Origin of the sequence: Haematobacter massiliensis (assembly GCF_000740795.1) — a bacterium.
Taxonomy (GTDB): Bacteria; Pseudomonadota; Alphaproteobacteria; order Rhodobacterales; family Rhodobacteraceae; genus Haematobacter; species Haematobacter massiliensis.
Genome location: NZ_JGYG01000024.1, coordinates 1 through 19,023 on the forward strand (window position 1 = coordinate 1; position 19,023 = coordinate 19,023).

At 63.4% G+C, this 19,023-nt stretch carries 19 protein-coding genes and 1 pseudogene; 13 read left to right on the forward strand and 7 right to left on the reverse strand.

Annotated elements, in window-relative coordinates:
* Positions 1-570: 570 nt before the first annotated feature.
* The 5 genes from CN97_RS18585 to CN97_RS18605 all read right to left on the reverse strand — a co-directional run bounded on the left by CN97_RS18585 (position 571) and on the right by CN97_RS18605 (position 3,457).
* Positions 571-1,515, reverse strand: coding sequence for a zinc metalloprotease HtpX (locus CN97_RS18585; protein WP_035714753.1), 945 nt, complete (start codon positions 1,513-1,515; stop codon positions 571-573).
* Entirely contained in the window at positions 1,512-1,943 is a 432-nt protein-coding gene (locus CN97_RS18590) for a phosphate-starvation-inducible PsiE family protein (RefSeq protein WP_278251003.1), read from the reverse strand. The genes CN97_RS18585 and CN97_RS18590 overlap by 4 nt, the downstream gene beginning before the upstream one ends.
* Before the next feature lie 163 nt (positions 1,944-2,106).
* On the reverse strand, positions 2,107-2,598 hold the full coding sequence (locus tag CN97_RS18595; RefSeq protein WP_028713487.1) for an Hsp20/alpha crystallin family protein: 492 nt from the start codon (positions 2,596-2,598) through the stop codon (positions 2,107-2,109).
* A 20-nt stretch (positions 2,599-2,618) separates the two neighbouring features.
* A complete protein-coding gene (locus tag CN97_RS18600; RefSeq protein ID WP_035714761.1) occupies positions 2,619-3,017 on the reverse strand; it encodes an Hsp20/alpha crystallin family protein in 399 nt (132 codons plus the stop codon).
* Positions 3,018-3,031: 14 nt separating this feature from the next.
* Positions 3,032-3,457: an Hsp20/alpha crystallin family protein gene (locus tag CN97_RS18605; RefSeq protein WP_035714763.1), complete on the reverse strand. Its 426-nt coding sequence runs from the start codon at positions 3,455-3,457 to the stop codon at positions 3,032-3,034.
* Positions 3,458-3,659: 202 nt separating this feature from the next.
* Here CN97_RS18605 and CN97_RS18610 point away from each other — a divergent pair, with 202 nt between their 5' ends.
* The 13 genes and pseudogenes from CN97_RS18610 to CN97_RS20445 form a co-directional block, all read left to right on the forward strand.
* The gene (locus CN97_RS18610; RefSeq protein ID WP_035714766.1) at positions 3,660-4,091 is read left to right on the forward strand and encodes a MarR family winged helix-turn-helix transcriptional regulator; all 432 of its coding nucleotides are present in this window, start codon (positions 3,660-3,662) and stop codon (positions 4,089-4,091) included.
* 14 nt (positions 4,092-4,105) lie between these two features.
* Entirely contained in the window at positions 4,106-5,938 is a 1,833-nt protein-coding gene (gene ftsH, locus CN97_RS18615) for an ATP-dependent zinc metalloprotease FtsH (RefSeq protein WP_035714769.1), read from the forward strand.
* Positions 5,939-6,002: 64 nt separating this feature from the next.
* Complete coding sequence (locus tag CN97_RS18620) at positions 6,003-8,897, forward strand: ATP-dependent Clp protease ATP-binding subunit (RefSeq protein WP_035714771.1); 2,895 nt, start codon at positions 6,003-6,005, stop codon at positions 8,895-8,897.
* Positions 8,898-8,974: 77 nt separating this feature from the next.
* Positions 8,975-10,159: a sigma-70 family RNA polymerase sigma factor gene (locus tag CN97_RS18625; protein WP_051911448.1), complete on the forward strand. Its 1,185-nt coding sequence runs from the start codon at positions 8,975-8,977 to the stop codon at positions 10,157-10,159.
* Positions 10,143-10,790 (forward strand): HdeD family acid-resistance protein, encoded by a 648-nt coding sequence (locus tag CN97_RS18630; RefSeq protein WP_051911449.1) that lies wholly within the window; start codon positions 10,143-10,145, stop codon positions 10,788-10,790. The genes CN97_RS18625 and CN97_RS18630 overlap by 17 nt, the downstream gene beginning before the upstream one ends.
* Before the next feature lie 209 nt (positions 10,791-10,999).
* The gene (locus tag CN97_RS18640; RefSeq protein ID WP_035714820.1) at positions 11,000-11,620 is read left to right on the forward strand and encodes a hypothetical protein; all 621 of its coding nucleotides are present in this window, start codon (positions 11,000-11,002) and stop codon (positions 11,618-11,620) included.
* A 1-nt stretch (position 11,621) separates the two neighbouring features.
* Positions 11,622-12,203: an NADH dehydrogenase ubiquinone Fe-S protein 4 gene (locus tag CN97_RS18645; RefSeq protein WP_035714777.1), complete on the forward strand. Its 582-nt coding sequence runs from the start codon at positions 11,622-11,624 to the stop codon at positions 12,201-12,203.
* A 53-nt stretch (positions 12,204-12,256) separates the two neighbouring features.
* Complete coding sequence (locus CN97_RS18650; RefSeq protein ID WP_035714779.1) at positions 12,257-12,739, forward strand: bacterioferritin; 483 nt, start codon at positions 12,257-12,259, stop codon at positions 12,737-12,739.
* Between the two features lie 225 nt (positions 12,740-12,964).
* A complete protein-coding gene (locus tag CN97_RS18655) occupies positions 12,965-13,570 on the forward strand; it encodes a rhomboid family intramembrane serine protease (RefSeq protein WP_248700130.1) in 606 nt (201 codons plus the stop codon).
* Positions 13,561-14,403 carry an SDH family Clp fold serine proteinase gene (locus CN97_RS18660; protein WP_035714783.1) on the forward strand — a complete coding sequence of 281 codons (843 nt, stop codon included), beginning with the start codon at positions 13,561-13,563 and terminating at the stop codon, positions 14,401-14,403. Before CN97_RS18655 ends, CN97_RS18660 begins: the two co-directional genes overlap by 10 nt.
* Before the next feature lie 57 nt (positions 14,404-14,460).
* Positions 14,461-14,883, forward strand: coding sequence for a thioredoxin TrxC (gene trxC, locus CN97_RS18665; RefSeq protein WP_035714786.1), 423 nt, complete (start codon positions 14,461-14,463; stop codon positions 14,881-14,883).
* Between the two features lie 49 nt (positions 14,884-14,932).
* On the forward strand, positions 14,933-15,778 hold the full coding sequence (locus tag CN97_RS18670) for a cation:proton antiporter domain-containing protein (protein ID WP_248700128.1): 846 nt from the start codon (positions 14,933-14,935) through the stop codon (positions 15,776-15,778).
* A gap of 230 nt (positions 15,779-16,008) precedes the next feature.
* Positions 16,009-16,206 (forward strand): annotated as a pseudogene (locus CN97_RS20445) (IS5/IS1182 family transposase); the annotation flags it as partial.
* A gap of 325 nt (positions 16,207-16,531) precedes the next feature.
* Here the strand turns inward: CN97_RS20445 and CN97_RS18680 are convergent.
* Together CN97_RS18680 and CN97_RS18685 are read right to left on the reverse strand one after the other, a co-directional pair.
* Positions 16,532-16,984 (reverse strand): universal stress protein, encoded by a 453-nt coding sequence (locus CN97_RS18680; RefSeq protein ID WP_035714791.1) that lies wholly within the window; start codon positions 16,982-16,984, stop codon positions 16,532-16,534.
* Positions 16,977-18,932, reverse strand: a complete 1,956-nt coding sequence (locus CN97_RS18685; RefSeq protein WP_051911451.1) for a heavy metal translocating P-type ATPase — start codon at positions 18,930-18,932, stop codon at positions 16,977-16,979. The genes CN97_RS18680 and CN97_RS18685 overlap by 8 nt, the downstream gene beginning before the upstream one ends.
* Between the last annotated feature and the right edge of the window lie 91 nt (positions 18,933-19,023).

Genomic DNA, 19,023 nt, shown 5'->3' on the forward strand with positions numbered 1-19,023 from the left:
CCTTGACCTCGCGGCCTGACTGGAGCCAATGTCACATACTCGGAGCCCGCTGCTCGGCAATTTCCACCACATTCGCGACACGACCGCCTGTTCGCCCTGCGCCCCCTCTCGGGCAGTGAAAATGATATCGTCGTTCTTGCTCCGGATCTCGAGCTGACACCTGTCGAAGCCGCTCGTTTCGACCTGCCTGACAATGCCCGCACGACAGTTCAGTTCAAGGCGGCGCTTCTTGCCGATGCGTTGAGGCTGACCCTCCGCCGAGGGGCAGGTCCGTTCCGATCCGCCGCACAGCTTGCGTTTGAGCCGCGGGCCTACCAGCTGGTCCCGCTGCTCATGGCCCTTCGGCTTCAGGTCCCGCGTCTGCTAATCGCCGACGATGAAGGCATCGGCAAGACCATCGAAGCGGGTCTGATCCTGCGCGAACTGATGGATCGCGGAGAGGTTGATGCGTTTTCGCTTCTCTGCCCTCCGCACCTGGTGGAGTGGATGGGCCTGATATCCAACCTTCTCTGGAAGACCTGCCTTCTGACAGGTCGCCGTTCTCCTGGGCGATCCAGCTTCCCTGCAGGCCTACCAGTAGAGCCCAAGGCGATGGAACCGAGGTGGTGTCCCTCCCAGCGGTATCCTTGCGGTCGGGTAGCCGACAAGGGGGGGGATCGGGGTCGTGCGACCCGTGACCAGGTCCCGGAGGCGGCGGATGCGGCTTTCGGTCGGGGGATGCGTCCTGAGCAACGAGGGCTCCGGAATGCGGCGGCCGGGCAGAAGGATCTCCTCCCAGAACCGACCGACCCGGCGATCGAGCTTGACGAGCGCGCGCACGAGCCCCTCCGGATCGCCGGCCAGCTCTGCGGCGGCGCGGTCGGCGTCGTACTCGCGCGTCCGCGAAAGGCCGAGTTGGACCAGCGCCATGAGGGTGGGTGCGAAGACAAGGAGAATCACGACATGCCAAGGCACATGGACCATGCCTGCCAGGACCAGAGGCAGGTTGAGGAGTAGAAGCAACTGTCCGAGCCAGCTTGCCAGCGAAACGAGGCGCGACATCATGTCGGCTACACCCATGACCCACAGGTCGCGATTGGCGATGTGGCCGATCTCGTGGGCCAGCACCCCGGCGAGTTCACGTCCGTCGAGCAGCTCGAGCAGCCCGTCGGTAACGCAGATCGAGCTGTCCTCGGGCGTGCCCATGGCGAAGGCATTTGGCAGCGAGCTCGGCACACGATAGAGCGCCGGGGCGCGTGGCAGACCGGCGCGGCGGGCGAGCTCGGCCAGCGCACCGACGAGCCCGGGAGCATCGCGCCCTGTCAGCCGCTGCGCCTGATAGCCGGACAGGATCATGCGGCGGGGCAGAGCGGGCGCCAGGATGAGGCCCGCGACCATGCCGAGGGCCACCATCGCCCCCGTTTCTGGCCCGAGGATCGCAGTGACCGACACCCAGGCGATTGCCGCCATGAGCCCCAGAAGCAGCGCCGACTGCGCCAGATTGAGCAAGCGATGGCGGGCAGAGACCCCTGTCATGGCTCCTCACGGTCCCGGACTTCGCGCCGGTCCTGATCGCGCACCAGCCAATGGACAACCCCGAGCGCAAGCGCCGCGCCCGCGAGTGCGGCAATCTTGGATGATTCCGTCTCGCCGACGTCCAGGATGATGAATTTGCGCGCGATGGCCAGCAGCGCGATCAGCACGATCGTGCGGACCTGGAGGATCCCGAAGCTGCGTTCGGTCGCAACAAGAAGGGAGCGCTTGAACTCGAGCGCGATCACCACGGTGAAGATCATGCCGAACACCACCTGGAAGGTGGCGTAGTCGAGAGTGTCGAATGCCCCCAGAAGCAAGCGGTTCACGACTTCGCGCATCAGCGCCCAGACCGACGCCACGACGATCGCCGCAATGATGACGCTGAGGACGAAGATGACAACTTGCTCGAACTTCTCGTAGAGCGTCATCGCCGACCATTGTTCACGGGTCAGCCCGGATCGTTGCAAGTCTTTCATGATTGCCTCTCGAAGGCCGCCTCGGAGAGACAAGCTCCCCGGGGCTTCTCCAGACGGTGCGATATCGCACGGAGCGGAGGGGACGCCGCAAACCGGCGACACCCAATGTGGCAAATCAGCCGTTCTTGACCTCGATGCGCTTGACCTTCGCCTGCGCCTCGGGAGTCTGGGGCAGCTTGATCGTCAGAACCCCGTTTTTGAAGGATGCCTGCGCCTTTTCGCCATCCACACCGGGAGGGAGCGGAATTGTCCGGTAGATCGCGCCGTAGCTGCGCTCGGACAGGTAATACCCCTTTTTCTCCTCCTGGCGCTCGATCTTCTTCTCCCCCTTCACAGTCAACATGTCATCGTTGACCGTCACCTCGATGTCCTTCATCTCCATGCCCGGCAGCTCGATCGATACTTCGATCGCCTTGTCGGTCTCGACCACGTCGGATTTCGCTTCGCCGCTGCCAAAGGGCCATTCGAAATGACCGACACGGTTCCAGAAGTTCTCGAACACATGGTTCATTTCGTGCTGGAGTGTCGCGATCGGGTTGTCTTCGCTGCTCTTGGCATCTGGCGCGCCGTCCTTGCGCGCCCAGGGAATGAGGTCTTTGATCTGCATGATATGGTCTCCTTCGGTTTTCAGGCGCCCCTGACGGCGATCTTTTTCGGCTGCGCTTCAGGGGCTCGGGGGAGCGTCAGGGTGAGGACACCTCCACGCATCTCGGCTTCGATCCTATCGAGGTCGAAGTCCTCGGAAAGCGTGAAGGCACGCTCGAAATCGCCCTCGCCATATTCGGCATAGGCAAGTTCGAGGTTTTCCGGCCGCACCGGGTCAACCTTGCCGCGGATCGTCAACACACGATTTTCGAGCGTGATTTCGACCGCATCGGCGGCGACCCCAGGCATTCCAAGCATCATGGAGACACCCTGATCGGTCTCGACGATATCGGTCAACGGGCGGTAGATGCGTCCGCTGCCGGTGGTCTCGGGCGAATCGGTCGGCGTCTTTTCGGCGGCTTGCGTGATGTTGGTGCTCATCGTTCCAGCTTTTCTCAGGCTGCCTTGATCTCGATTTTCTTCGGCTTTTCTTCCTCGGGCCGGGAGATGACGATCCGCAATACGCCGTTTGTCATCCTCGCCTCGACCTTGTCATCCGAGGCCGCGAACGGCAGGCGGATAGTGCGGGAAAACCTGCCGAAACCGCGTTCGTTGCGGTGCCAGCGCGCACCGTCGGGAACCTCTGGCACCTTGCGTTCGCCCGAAAGCGTCAGGACGTTGTCCTTAACCGAAATCTCAATGTCGCCCGGTTCGATGCCGGGAAGTTCAGCGGCGATGGCAACGGCCTCAGGGCCTTGCCAGACATTCACCGCCGGGAACGCCGCGCGGGCCGGCGGCCAGAAACCGCGGTCGAGATCGCGCATCATGGAGCGCATCAGCGCAAAGGGATCGCTGCGGCGCAGATATGTCGGGTAGAGCATTACTGGCCTCCTGTTGCTGATCGATGCCCCCGAACCATCGGCATGGAGGGACCGGGCAACGGTGCCGGCCGGATGTGGGTTCGGAGACCGCTCATCAAGATAAGCGGTTCCATTTATTATGCAAGCATATATGATGCGAGCATTGCACTTCGGATGGAGTGCGGTCTATCCTGTGTCTCATGCAACCGGAGGAAGGATACCTATGATCTCTTCGGACATCGCGCTGATCGGGACGACGATCCACCGGGTCGCGCAGCTCATCCAGCAGCGGATCGACCAAGACATCCGCGACAGCGGCTTGACCCGCCTGTCCTGGATGGCGGCGGCGCATGTCGAGGATGCGCCCGGGCTGACCATCGGCGATCTGGCCGACCGACTTGAGGTCGGCCCGGCCACTGCGGGCCAGCTCGTCGATCGCATGGTCCGGGGCGGCTGGGTCGAGCGGTCGCCCTCGCTCGACGACAGGCGGTCGCAGATCGTCGCCGCAACGTCGAAGGCCCGGGCGATGCTGGAGGAACTCGCGCCGCGGCAATCGGCGCTCGAACATGAAATCCTGCAGGATTTGTCGGCAGACGAAAGGCGCATCCTGCTGGCGCTGCTCGAGCGGATCAGGGCGCGGCTCGGGCGCCAGTGAAAGGGACAAGCGGCATGGAAAGGAAGACCGAATATAACATCTGGTACTGGGTGGTGGCTTTCATAGCCGTGCTTTTCATCCAGAACCTGATCGCCGGCTGGCAATCCGTCGCACCGATCAGCTACAGCCAGTTCGAGAGCTATCTCGAGGATGGCAGGGTCGCCTCCGTTGCGGTCGGCGCGGACACCATCACCGGCACCTTCACCGACCCCGTCGACGGCAAGAGCCAGTTCGTCACCACGGTCGTGGATCCCGCGATCCTGCAGCGGATCGACCGCTCCGGCGTCGAGATCACGGGCGTTCCTCAGAACACCTTTCTCGGCACGCTGATTTCCTGGGTGGCGCCAGCGCTTGTCTTCTTCGGAATCTGGATGCTGCTGTTCCGTAAGTTCGCCGACAAACAGGGTTTCGGCGGGTTCATGCAGGTCGGCCGCAGCAAGGCCAAGGTTTACATGGAAAAAGAAACCGGCGTCAGCTTCGCCGACGTGGCCGGTGTGGACGAGGCCAAGGCCGAGCTCGAGGAGGTCGTAGAGTTCCTCAGGAACCCCGCCGAATACGGAAAGCTGGGCGCACATATCCCCAAAGGCATATTGCTCGTTGGGCCGCCGGGCACCGGCAAGACGCTTCTAGCGCGCGCAGTGGCAGGCGAGGCCGGCGTGACCTTCTTTTCGATCTCGGGCTCCGAGTTCGTCGAGATGTTCGTGGGCGTCGGTGCCGCGCGGGTGCGCGACCTCTTCGAGCAGGCTCGGAAATCCGCGCCGGCGATCATCTTCATCGACGAACTCGACGCTCTCGGGCGGGCGCGCTCCTCCGGCCAGATCGCTGGCGGCCACGATGAGCGTGAGCAGACGCTGAACCAGCTTCTGACCGAGCTCGACGGCTTCGACCCTTCGGTTGGCATCGTGCTCCTGGCCGCCACCAACCGACCAGAGATCCTCGACCCCGCGCTGCTGCGTGCGGGACGCTTCGACCGGCAGGTGCTGGTGGATCGGCCGGATAAGAAGGGACGTGTGCAGATTCTCGGCGTTCACATGAAAAAGGTGAAGCTCGCCCCAGACGTCGATTCCGAGAAGGTCGCAGCGCTTACTCCCGGCTTTTCCGGCGCGGATCTTGCCAATCTCGTCAACGAGGCAGCATTGCTCGCCACGCGCCGCAAGGCTGATGCGGTGACGATGGACGACTTCAACAATGCGGTGGAACGCATCATCGCCGGGTTGGAAAAGAAGAACCGCGTGCTCAATCCGCGCGAACGCGAGATCGTGGCGCACCACGAGATGGGGCACGCGCTGGTCGCGATGGCTCTGCCGGGGGTGGACCCGGTGCACAAGGTCTCGATCATACCGCGCGGGATTGGCGCGCTCGGCTACACCATCCAGCGCCCGACCGAGGACCGCTTCCTGATGACGCGGGAGGAACTCGAAAACAAGATCGCAGTCCTGCTTGGCGGGCGCGCGGCAGAGAAGATCATCTACGATCATGTCTCGACTGGGGCGGCGGACGATCTGGTCAAGGCGACCGATATCGCCCGCGCCATGGTCGCGCGTTACGGGATGGACGAAGACCTCGGGCATGTCAGCTATGACACCGATCGGCCCGGCTTTCTCGGCACCGGCGATCAGGCGTCCTGGCTCAACCGCCGCTACAGCGAGGCCACGGCCGAGCGAATGGACCTAAAGGTGCGCGACATCGTGGATGGCGTCTTCAAGCGCACCCTCACCCTTCTTGAAACCAATCTGGATCTTCTCGAGCAATCGGCGCAAGATCTCCTGCAACGAGAGACACTGGACGAGCCCGATCTGGTGGCAATTGCGTCCAAGGTGAAAAGAACGGAAGCGGTCGCTGCGTGACACTGTCACTGGCGCAGATGATCGGCGAACAACCCTGACTGGATAATGAAAACGGAGAAGACGAATGGCAAACGGAGCTTGCGATATTTGCGGTCGCCCGGCGACGGCGCGCGTGCGCGCCTCGGTGAACGGCAGGGTTCAGAACATGGAGCTGTGCGATCAGCACTACAGCGAAATAGCGCGCCGGTCGGGACGCAGCGCCTCGCCGCTGGAGTCCCTGTTCGGGCGGCGTTCCCTTCTTGACGAATTCTTCGGCGAGAGCGGTTTCGGCAGCCTCTTTGGTGACAGTCCGCTGCGAGGCGGCACGCTCGGCTCTATGGGTGATGGCGATGACGCTGTCGTCGACGCCACTTTCGGCGAGGGCGCGCCGCGGCGTGGATCGCGGCGCGGCGGCGGACGCACCATCGCCGACCGGCTGAGCGAACAGGGCAACAAGCTGCTGCAGGATGCAGCACAGAAGGCCGGGGAATTCGGGCGCAGCGAGGTCGACACCGAACATCTGCTTCTGGCATTGACCCCGTCTGACGTCGTCAAGACGATCCTGGAACAGTTCAAGGTCGATGTGGATGATCTGCGGCGCCAGATCGAGAAGGAAGCGAAGCGTGGAGACGCCAAGACGGAGGGCGAAATCGGCGTAAGCCCTCGCCTGAAGGACGCGCTGAACCGGGCCTTCATCGCCTCGAACGAACTCGGCCATTCCTATGTCGGTCCCGAGCACCTTCTGATCGGACTTGCCGAGGAAGGTGAAGGCCTGGCCGCGGCGATGCTGCGCAAGCTGGGGTTGACGCCGCAGGCGCTGCGCCAGCAGGTGACGAAGGTGGTCGGCAAGGGTGCCGAGGAAGGCCGCGTCGAGACTCCGTCGAACACCCCCGATCTCGACCAGTTCAGCCGCGACCTCACCAAGGTCGCGCGCGAGGGCAAGCTCGATCCGGTGATCGGTCGCGCCCGCGAGATCGAGACGACGATCGAGGTTCTTGCGCGGCGCAAGAAGAACAACCCCGTGCTGATCGGCGAGCCCGGCGTCGGCAAGACCGCCATCATCGAGGGGCTCGCCCAGCGGATCGTGGCCGGCGAGGTGCCCGAGGCCCTACGCGACAAGCGGCTGGTTGAACTGAACATCAACTCGATGGTCGCAGGGTCCAAGTACCGCGGCGAGTTCGAGGAGCGCGTGCAAAAGATCCTCAAGGAGATCACCGAGGAGAAGGACAGCCTCATTCTCTTCATCGACGAGATCCACACCATCGTCGGCGCCGGCCAGGGCGGCGGCGAAGGCGGTCTCGACATTGCCAACACCTTCAAGCCGGCGCTGGCGCGGGGCGAGCTGAACCTGATCGGTGCGACGACGCTCAACGAGTATCAGAAATACATCGAGAAGGACGCGGCGCTCGAGCGACGGTTCCAGCCGGTTTATGTGGACGAGCCCACTGTCGCACAGACGATCATGATTCTGCGCGGGCTGCGCGACACGCTCGAAAGCCACCACAAGGTGACGATCACCGACGAGGCGATCATCGCCGCCGCGGAGCTTTCGGATCGCTATATCACCGGTCGCTTCATGCCCGACAAGGCGATCGACCTGATCGACCAGGCCGCGGCGCGGGTGAAGATCTCGGCCACTGCGCGGCCCGTGGACGTGCAGGAGCTGGAGGCCGAAGCCGCGCAGATCAAGCGCGAGCAGGACTATGCCGCAGCCCGCAAGCAATTCGACCGGGCAGCGGAACTGAAGAAGGAACTCGAGCAGAAGCAGAAGGAGCTTGACGAGCTTCTGGAGATCTGGAAGCGCGACCAAGCTTCGGCGACCGCCGAGGTGCGCGCCGATCATGTCGCGCAGATCGTCTCCAAGATCACCGGTGTTCCGGTCACGGAGCTGACCGCCGAGGAGAAGGACAAGCTCCTGAAGCTCGAGGAGAAGCTGCACGAGCGCGTCATTGGCCAGGAAGAAGCGATCCGCGCCGTAGCCGATGCGGTGCGCCTGGCGCGTGCGGGTCTGCGCGAAGGTTCCGGTCCGACCGCGACCTTCCTGTTCCTCGGGCCGACCGGGGTTGGCAAGACGGAACTGGCCAAGACGCTCACCGAGGTGATCTTCGGCGATCAGGACGCGATGATCCGTATCGACATGTCGGAATATGGAGAGCGTCACGCGGTGGCACGGCTCGTCGGCGCGCCTCCGGGATATGTCGGCTATGACGAGGGGGGCCAGCTGACCGAAAAGGTCCGCCGCCGGCCCTATTCGGTGGTGCTGCTCGACGAGATCGAGAAGGCGCATCCAGATGTCTACAACATCCTGCTTCAGGTGTTCGACGATGGCCGCCTGACAGATGGCAAGGGCCGCGTGGTGGACTTCACCAACACCATCATCATCGCCACCTCGAACCTCGGTTCGGACATCATCCAGCGCAACCTCACGAAACGCGGCAGCAGGGAGTTCGACCAGGCCAAGCAGAAATCCGAACTGATGGAGGTGTTGCGCGGTCATTTCCGGCCCGAATTCATCAACCGGATCGACGAGATCATCGTCTTTCATTCGCTGAATCAGTCGGAGATCCGCCAGATCGTCGAGTTGCAGCTCAACCGGGTGAAGCGGACCGCCCTTACCCAGGGCGTCGAACTCGAACTCGATGTGAGCGTCGTGGATCACTTCGGCGCGGTCGGCTTCCGCCCCGAATTCGGCGCCCGCGAGCTGCGCCGGCTGATCCGGTCGGAGCTGGAGACCGAGTTGGCCCGCGAGATGCTCTCCGGGCGGATCGAGGATGGTGACAAGGTCCGCGTCGCCTGGTCGGAGGACGAACAGAGGGTCGTGTTCGAAAAGATCGTAAAGGACACCAGTGACGACAGCCCGGACGATCCGGCCCAAGCCGGGATCGGCGAGTCCATCGAAGTTGCCGAAAACAAGACGGACGTTCCAAAGCCCAGCGTTGAGGATGAGGTGCAGTCCAAGGACGACAAGTCCGCCGAGTGACAGCGCAAATGACTGGCCCGGCGCGATATCGGTCGCGCCGGGCCATCTCTTCGGAGAGTTATAGGAAGGTCCACGGCATGAACGTCATTAGATCATTCCGCAATCTCGACCGGCACGGCCAACAGCGCGCGCCTGAGGTCATCGAGGAAGAAGTGCGGCAACTTGAACCGCACCTTGCGCGCTTTCGCGAGGATCTGGTCCGGCTCGAAGTCGTTGCCTCGCAGACGAGGGGCAAGAAGCGCATCAAAGTCAGCCTGCGCCTGCAACTGCCGTCGGGCGTGATCGCGGCGCGGGAAGAGGGATTCGAGATCGAGCCTGTCCTGCGCAAGGCCTTTGCCGACCTGCGCCACCAGGTCGATCGGCATGTGGCGCGCCTCAAGCACGAGCCTGAATACAAGCGTCCCGCCCGCCGGCGCCGGATCGGCGCCCCGCTGCCGCCCGCGCGGGATGCGGCGGAAGCGGACCGGCGCCAACTCTTCTTCGACCTGATCGAGGATCATCTCGATACGGTCTACGATACCGTCAGGCGCGAGTTGACCTATCTCGAGTGTAGCGGGTCTGTGCCGGCTGGCTACCTGAGCGTTGGCGATATCGTCGATGCGACGATCCTCAAGGGGCTGGCCCGCTTCGAGGATCGGCCTTCGGAGTTTTCCGTCGGCGACTGGCTGAAACGGCTGGCTTTTGAGACCATCGAGGAAGAATCCCGCGCCGCCCGCCGCGCCGTGCCTGAGGATGCCGCCTCCATCGAGGCGGAACCCGAGGCCCCGGCGGAGGATCCGACCGAGGCGGATCAGGCGATGTTCGAGTTCTACCAGCCCGACGAAGTGCTGATGCTGGAGGACCTCCTCGCCGACGACGGCGGCACAGACCCCGAGAGCCAAGCGGATCGGCATAAGATCGCCATGGTGCTGCACCGGGCAATCGCCGATCTTCCGTCGGTCGAACGCCGCGTTCTCTATCGGCTCCACCTCGACAACGCTACGATCGCGGAGACGGCAGACCTTTTCGGCCTGACCGAGACAGAGGTCGCCGAGATCGCAGAAAATGCGGGCGTGACACTACGCGCGAGGCTTGCCGAAACCGGGTTGGTCAGAGATCCATCAGGCCGCGCTTCCATCGAACGGGAAATCGCTCACACGCAGCGTCTACCTCAGCCGATCGAGGATCGCCGCCGCGTGGCCGCCGCCCTAACCGGCGAGGACGCCGGCTCCGACACCAGACACGAACTGAATAGGAGATCGACCAATGACCACAGCCTCTGAAAACCCGACCGACAAGATGCAGGACATGCTGTGCAGCCTGTCCCGGAATTGGTGGGCATTCGTGTTACGCGGCGTGCTCGCATTGATCATCGCAGTGCTAGCCTTCGTCATGCCCGCGGAAGCGCTTCTGGCGCTCACGCTGGTCTTCGGCGCGTTCGCCTTTGCCGACGGCGTGTTCGGCCTCGTCGCCGCGATACGTAACATCCGCAAGGGCGAACGCTGGGGCTGGCTGATGTTCAGCGGCATTCTTAGCATCGCCACGGGCGTCGTCGTGGTTGTCTCGCCTTTTGTCGCGACGCTTGTGCTTGCGACATTCCTCTGGGCCAGCATCGCATTCTGGTCCGTGTTCTCGGGTGCCCTCGAGATCGCGGCAGCGATCCGCCTGCGCAAGGAAATCGAGGGCGAGATCTGGCTGATCCTGAGCGGCCTCGTCTCGGTCGTTCTCGGTGTCGTCGTGACCTGGATGCTGCTGACGCGCCCGCTCGAAAGCTTCCTCGCGCTCGGCTGGCTGATCGGCTTCTACGCCGCGATCTTCGGGGTGATGATGATCCTCCTCGGGCTGCGGCTGCGCAAGGCGGATCGCCCGAATGACGGCACCATCGCCGGCCAGCCCCGGTCGGCGCAGATGTGATGTGCGCTGTGGCAGATGACCGGCGCCTTGCCGGCGGCGAGAACGACTTCACCCGATGGGACGAAACGATTTTCGACCGTTGCCTTAGCGCCGGCTTCAATCCGTTCGGCAGCGGTCCGACGCCGATCTTCCTGCGGCACCCGGACGCAGAGGCGCGCGCCGATGCAAGGCCGTGCATGCCCCCTTGACACCGAAAATGCGAGGTGCTGATGTCGAGCCGCCTGCCTGACTTGGCATTTGCTGCTGCGGCTGCTGCCTTGGGCATCGGCATCGTTTTCGTTTTTCGTTCGATGTATCTTGCCGAAGACATACTGCCTTTCGCGCAGGAGATGACACTCATCTTCCTCGGCGCTGTCGTGACGATCATTCTGACCGCGGCGCTTCTCAATCGCCAGACCGATCTCGAGCTTCGCAAGGAAGGAAGGGTCATCATCCTCCAGCAGCAATGCGACATTTACATGGCCTGCATCGAGAAGGTCGCAGAGATCGTGGAAACCGCAAGGCACGATGCGAAGCTGATCGATGAACTGCGTGTTCTCAGCCACAAGCTGGCTGTGGTCGCGAGTGCAGGGGGCGTGTCCAGCTTCGAGCAGGTACTGGAGAGCTTGCAGTCCGGTTTTGCTGACGGCACGCTCTCGGACGGGGACGGAGAGGGCGTGATGAATGCCGTCGCCGATCTCACGATAGCGATGCGGTCGGACGTCCTGCACGCTGCTGCCTTTCCTTCGCAGAACACCGAACGCGCCGTTCGCCTGAATTCGAGGCGAATGGAAAAACTCGGCGATCTCGACCGTCACCTTCTCGTATCTACCGACACCCGGGAGAACTGATATGCGCGGCCATAATCGCCCACCATTCCCGCCGAAAATTCCTGGAACCGATCTGCCATCCTGGGACGTGCCGACGGCAATCATCTACCGTCCTGCCCGTTCCGCGATGACATCGGCGCCTCGGCCCAACTACTGGATCCTCGAGTTCGAGCCGTCCCGGCCGCCGCAGATCGAGCCGCTGATGGGATACACGTCCAGCGACGATCCCTATCGCCCGATCCGGCTGAAATTCCCCGACCGTGATAGCGCCGTGGACTTCGCCGAGCGGCAGGACTGGCGCTATATCGTGCGTGAGGACGCCCCGCGCCGCCCCACGCCTAACCCCTGGCGGGGAGAGGAGCGGCATCGCCTCTATAACGGCGCCGACGCCCCGAACGCCTTTCGCATACCGTTCCGCCTGGATCGGGGTCGCACGGACCACCCAATCCGGCGCGCAGTCGAGCAGAAAGGCACGGTGGACCTGTCGTCCCAAGAAGAGGCCGAATTCGATCCGGTCCTCGAAGCCTCGCTCGAATCCTTCCCCGCTTCTGATCCGCCGGCCTGGACGGGCGTGACCGTCGCGGCGGGGCGGCGCAAGACGTGACGCCCCGCCTGCGGAGCTGATACTTTACCATAACCCAACCGAGGAGAGATGGAATGTCCAACGCCAAAACCATCGATAACCTGAACAAGGCGCTCAGGATGGAGATCAGCGCCACACACCAGTATCAGCTTCATGCCCATGTCCTGGAGGACTGGGGCCTTGTCGGTCTCGCCGCGCAGATGCGCGAGGAACAGACCGAGGAAGGCGGCCATTCCGACCGCTTTCTGGAGCGGATCCTGTTTCTCAAGGGTGAGCCCGAGGTGGCTTTCGACAAGCCGCCGGTTCGGGCAAAGACCCTGCGCGAGATGTTTGAAGCCGACCTCAAGGACGAGGAAGAGGCGATTGCCTTCTACAGCCAGGCGGCACGCGCCGCGGCAGAGGAAAACGACATCGGATCGCGAATGCTGTTCGAGGAAATCGTGCTCGACGAGGAAGGGCACAAGGCCTGGCTGGAGTTGCAGCTCGAGCTTATCGAAAGGCTGGGCGAGGCCAGTTACAGCCTGCGCTTCCTCGATGAGACCAAGGCCAAAGCGTGACGGCGAGGGGCAAGGCGCGCGCGCGCGCGCGCCTTGCTCCGCCACGACCGCCAGACACCCCGATGAACGCGGAGACTGCCACTGTTTCCCTATCTTGACAGCGTCGCACGCCGTTACCCGCCCGTCATCATATGGGCGCTCATTGCTGCGAACGTCCTCGCGTTTCTCTATCAGACAAGCCTGCCGCCGCGCGTGGTAGACAGGTTCCTTTTCGAGTTCGCGCTGGTGCCTTCGCGCTTCTTCGGACAGCTAAGCCTCATCGCCCCGTCCGGCTGGACCCCATTCCTGACCAATATCTTCCTGCACGGGGGCTGGCTTCACCTCATCTTGAACATGTGGACGCTCTGGATTTTCGGCCCCGCGGTCGAGGACCGGCTTGGGCCGGGCCGGTTCACGCTGTTCTATCTGTTCTGCGGTATCGCGGCCAGCCTGGCGCATGCCCTGGCCAACCCCGATTCCGTAATTCCCGCGCTCGGCGCATCCGGCGCGATCGCGGGCGTGATCGGCGCTTATGCGCGCATGTTTCCGGCGGCGAAGCTGGTGGTGATGGTGCCGGTTCTCTCCCTGCCGCTGTTCTTCGAGGTCCCGGCCCTTGGCTTCGCGATGATCTGGCTCGGCCTGCAGGTGATCCCCGGCATCCTGTCGCTGGGCGATCAGGCCATGGGCGGCGTCGCCTGGTGGGCGCATATCGGCGGGTTCGTCGCCGGTTGGCTCGTCACGCCATTCCTTCGAAGGCGCGCCGACGGCTATCGCAACTATTACCGCGACGAAGGCATCTACGGCTTTTTGCCCGACGGCCGACGGCAAGGAGGACAAGGTCCATGGACATAACGCAGCTTTTCTGGCTCTTCTTCATCTTCTCTGCGCTGCAACCGGTGCTTCAGCGCAGATATCTGGAGGCGATGCGCACCCGCAAGATTGCCCAGATCGAGAAGAAACGCGCGAGCCGCGTCATCTCGCTGATCCACCGGCAGGAGACCATGAACCTGCTGGGCTTTCCCCTGATGCGCTACATCGACGTCAACGATTCCGAGGAAGTCCTGCGTGCGATCCAGATGACCGACGACGAGGTGCCGCTCGATATCGTGCTGCACACGCCGGGTGGGCTGGTGCTGGCAGCAACCCAGATCGCGCGGGCCATTCAGGGCCATAAGGGAAAGGTCACCGTGTTCGTGCCGCATTACGCGATGTCGGGCGGCACCTTGATCGCGCTTGCCGCCGACGAGATCGTGATGTGCGAGCATTCCGTGCTGGGCCCCGTCGATCCGCAACTCGGCCAGATGCCCGCCGCCTCGCTGATCAAGGTCGTCGAGGAAAAACCCATCGCCGAGATCGACGACCAGACGCTGATCATGGCCGATGTCGGTCGCAAGGCCATCGCGCAGATCGAGGCCTTCGCGAAGCGGCTTCTCTCGGACAAAATGGATGAGGCCCGGGCGGCGGATGTGGCGGCGAAACTGGCGACCGGCACCTGGACCCATGATTATCCGATCTCCGCCGATGAGGCACGCGAGCTGGGCCTGCCCGTCGGAACGGACATGCCCAAGGAAGTCCTGGAACTGATGACGCTTTACCCGCAGCCTGTCCGGCGGCAGGGCAGCGGCGTCGAATATCTGCCCGTGCCGCGAGAACGCGAGGCGCGCCGCGGCCTGTCTGGCCACTGACGTCGAGAGAACCATCCACCGCCCGGAAGACCGGGCCTGCTCAGCAAAGGAAACCAAATGACGACCGTTATCTGCCCGAACTGCAATTCCACCAACCGGGTGCCGCAAGAGCGCCTGGGCGACAATCCCAATTGCGGACGCTGCGGCGGCGCCCTCTTTCAGGGCCATCCGGTTACGCTAACGGCGGCGAATTTCGACCGCCACGCTAATGCCGACCTGCCGTTGCTCGTCGATTTCTGGGCCGAGTGGTGCGGGCCATGCAAGATGATGGCGCCCCAATTCGAAGCGGCGGCGCGCTCGCTCGAACCCCGTGTCCGCCTGGGCAAGCTCAATACGGAAGCCGAACAGCAGATCGCCGGCCGCTACGAGATCCGCGGCATTCCCACCATGATCCTCTTCAAAGGCGGCAAGGAAATCGTGCGCCAGAGCGGCGCGATGTCTGCCGCCCAGATTGCGCAATGGACGCAATCCCGGCTCTGATGATTTTGGCTCCTGGCCTTCCCTGCGCCATGCGATTTGGATAAGTCAAATGCACAGCGTGACCGGATTTCTCGAAAGTGCGGCCCTGCTGGTCGGAGTGGCATTCGTGTTCGTCACGACGTGCTCACGGATCGGCGTGCCCAGCATCGTGGGATACATCCTGACCGGTCTGTTGATTGGGCCGGCCGGTTTCGGCCTGCTTGCTCAAAGCACCGCCCTCACCAACATCGGCGAGATTGGCGTGATACTCTTGCTGTTCGCGCTCGGCCTCGAATTCTCGTTCGAGAAGCTTGTGACGCTCAGGCATCACGTTTTCGGTGTCGGCGGCGCGCAGGTCGCGATCACGACAATACTCGCTGCGGTCGTGGGAAGTCTGGCATTCGGCCTCGCGCCCGTCGCCGCGATCCTTGTCGGCGGGGCCGTTGCCATGTCGTCCACGGCCATGTGCCTCAAGGTGCTCGCAAGCGTGAACGCTCTAGGATCGGCCCAAGGGCGCCTCGCCATTGCAGTGCTTCTGTTTCAGGATTTGGCAGCCGTCGCATTTCTGATTCTTCACGATGCAATGAGCGGGGCCGCCGAAGGGTATGCCGTGATAACGGTCGTCGCCGGTGCAACGGCATTGGTTGCAGCTCTGTTCATTGCCCGTGGCCCGGTGCAGATACTTGCCCGTTGGGTAGCGTCGCGTGGCGATCCGGAACTTGCCCAACTCCTCGCGCTCACCATAGCACTAGGCTCCGCGATTGTCGCGGCCACCGCCGGCCTTTCTCCGGCACTCGCCGCATTTGCGGCCGGCATGATTATCGGCGAGGGCGACGCGCGCCATGCGGTCGAGAACGAGATTAGCCGATCAGGGGCATCAAAACAGGCCATTTGCAATTTCATATGCCATCAATAATCGACCGTTTGTAAGTGGATGCAAGGGGCGTTTCTGTCGCTGCGCTGACCGCTAAAGGCCTTTTATTGATTGGCTGACGGTCACGAGAGGCGCTCGAGGAGACAGGATCGTCGAGCGCCTCTATTATAGTAGAGAAGAACGCAGCCCCTCAAGCCATATCGCTTAGTCCGTCCTCGACGTGGATTGCAGAGCATGATTCACCTCCGGCAGGACAGCGTCGGAGGTGAATTATGCGGGGAACGGACGAGAAGAACGGGTCGCTGTTCAGCTATGTCGATCTTGAAGAGCGCATCCCCGCTCGGCATCCGCTGCGAAAGATCCGGCAGGTCGTGAACGATGCGCTGGCCAGCCTCGATGAAGATTTTGATCACCTTTATGTCGATTTTGGCCGCCCCTCGATCGCGCCGGAACGGTTGATCCGGGCCAGCCGGGCTTGTTGCAGAATTCATTCGAACACGACAAGGAGACTTTTGGCGCAACGGTCGCGGACAGATCAGGAGAAGCAGATGTGCACCACGAACAATCGAGCTCGCGGCGTTGACTTGGCCTTACCGCGAACACCATGCGGGCTCGTAGCATCTGATAGCCACGCATCGCTCATTTGCTTTTCCGCAGGCTTCAGAGCTCCATGCGAACTCTCTTTCTCCTCGAAAGGAAGGAAAATCTAATGCTCTCGCCAGAATTCTGCAGGTGTTCGGGTCATCCCAACCTTCTGTATTCGGCCCGGCCCGCTTCGCAGCGGGCCAAGGGGTGTCAGGCCCGCACGACCAAGACGGGGATTGCGGAACGGGTCACAACCTCGGTTGCCTGACTGCCAAGTAGCATCCGCTTCAGCCCGCGCCGCCCGTGAGAGGCCATACAGATGAGATCGCAACCGAGTGCCTCGGCGCGCTCTAAGATAGTATCAGCAGGCGTGGCATCAGGCACATGCAGGGCGGTTGCAGAAACGCCCGCATGTCTCGCACGCTCTGCGGCGGCCTCAAGGATCCGCTCTGCCGTTTCGCGCTGCGCCTGATCATAGCCCTCGAGAACCGCCGCTGGCGTGTATGCCCCGGCCCCCATCGCCGCTGCTGCAATCGGGAAGGGCGGCGTCACAGTCAGGATCGTCACCGCAGCGCCGATGCTGGATGCAAGTGCAATGCCATGCTCAAGGCCGAGGCCCGCGTTCTCAGAGCCATCGGTGGTGATAAGGATGTGGTTATACATGAGAAACCTCTTGAGGTTGGGAGGAGGGATGCGAGGCCGCTTTTCGCGCCGCGCCGCGATCATTGCGGATCGGATCGGCGAGCAGCCGCAACCCGTTTAGCACCACCAGAACCGTGCCCCCTTCATGGCCGATGACGGCAAGCGGCAAAGGCAGCTCGAAAAATAGCGCCGAGACCACCAGAAGCACCATCATCGCCAAGGCAAAGCCGAGGTTCTGCCGGATGATCCGGCGGGTACGCAAGGCCAGTGTCCGGGCGGCGGCAAGGCGGGTCATGTCCTCGGACAGAAGCGCCACATCTGCGGCCTGCAGCGCCACTTCACTGCCCGCAACCCCCATGGCGACGCCGACATCCGCCCGGGCAAGGGCAGCGGCATCATTCACCCCGTCGCCGACGAAGGCCGTCCGGCCCTTTTCGGCAAGCGCGGCAACCAGTTTGACCTTGTCTTCCGGCAACAATTCGGCGTGGATTTCCGCATCGGAAAAGCCGAGCTCCCGCCCGATCCGTTCGGCCACCGGGCGGCGATCCCCGGTCATCAGGGCCAGCTGCGCCACCCCCGCCGCACGCAGTTGCGAAAGCCCGGCGGCAGAGCTTGGCCGCGGGCGGTCTGCCACCGTGACGCCGCCGATCAGCTGCTCGCCACGCCCGATCCAGGTGACGGTTTGGGCCGAGGCCTTCAGCCGCTGCGCCCCGGCCGTATCGACCCGCGCCCCCATCCGCTCCAGCATGCGCTGGTTTCCGGCCCAGATCGGCCCCTCTTCGTCGATCCCGGTGATGCCCTCACTGGGATGGGTCACGACATCCCGGATGGCGGCGGGGGCAAGCCCCTCGGCCTCTGCCCGGCGCCGGATCGCGGCGGCGATCGGATGCTCGGACTGCGCCTCCAAACCCGAGAGCAGCGCCAGCATGCGCCCCTCGGGGATCTCTGAGGTGAGGTCGGTGACCTCTGCAACTCCGGTGGTCAGGGTGCCGGTTTTGTCAAAGGAAAAGCTCTTCACTTCTGCCAAGGCTTCAAGCGCCGCGCCACCTTTGAACAACACGCCGCCCCGTGCCGCAGCCGCCAGCGCCGACAGCATGGCGGCGGGCACCGAGATCACCACGGCGCAAGGGCTTGCCGCCACCAGCAGCACCGCAGCGCGGTAGAGGGCGTCGGAGGCGGAAGCCCCCATCCCCCACAGAACCACAAAGGCCAGCATGGCCCCCAAAAGCACGGCCACGGTGTAGCGCTGCCCGAACCAGGCGCTGAAGGTCTCGGACGGCGCGCGGGCGGCTTGGGCCTCGGTCACCATGTCGATCATCCGCGCCACGGTGCTGCTTTCGACGGTGGCGCTTGCGCGCATGGTCAGCACGGAATTGAGGTTGACCGTCGCCTCGAAAAGCTTCGCTCCGGGCACCTTTGAGACGGGCATCGACTCTCCGGTGATCGTCGCCTCGTCGACCGTGCCTTCGCCGGTGACAAGCACGCCATCCACGGGCACGCGCGCGCCCGGACGCAGGACAAGCAAATCCCCCTCGCGAAGCGCCGCGACGGGGATTTCCTCTGTCGCGCCCGTGGCGCTCAGCCGCAGTGCAGTCTCGGGGCGCAGCGCCATCAGCGCCTCGATCGCGCGGCGGGCGCGGCCCATAGCGCGATGCTCCAGCGTGCCAGAAATGCTGAAGAGCGTGAGGAGAACCGCCCCCTCCAGTGGGGCGCCTACCGCAAGCGCGGCCAAAGCCGCGATGATCATCAACAGGTCGATGTCGAGCACGTGGTCCTTGAAAAGTGCACCAAGCGCGCGCAGCCCCGTCGGAAGCCCGGCCGCAAGATAGACAAGTGCAAGCCCTGCCGTGAGCCAGATCCCCGGCAGCACGAAGGTGCCGAAGAAGGCGGCCGCCATGCCGAAACTCGCCGCGAGCGTGAGGGGAAGCATGAGGCGTTCTTCAAGACTTACAGGGGCGGTGCTGGGCATAGGAAGCTTCCTGTGTTGACACGCATGCGGCGGGTTCGGCGCATGAGGAGCCGATAATTCATTCCGTCCAACGTCGGCTATGACCCAGATC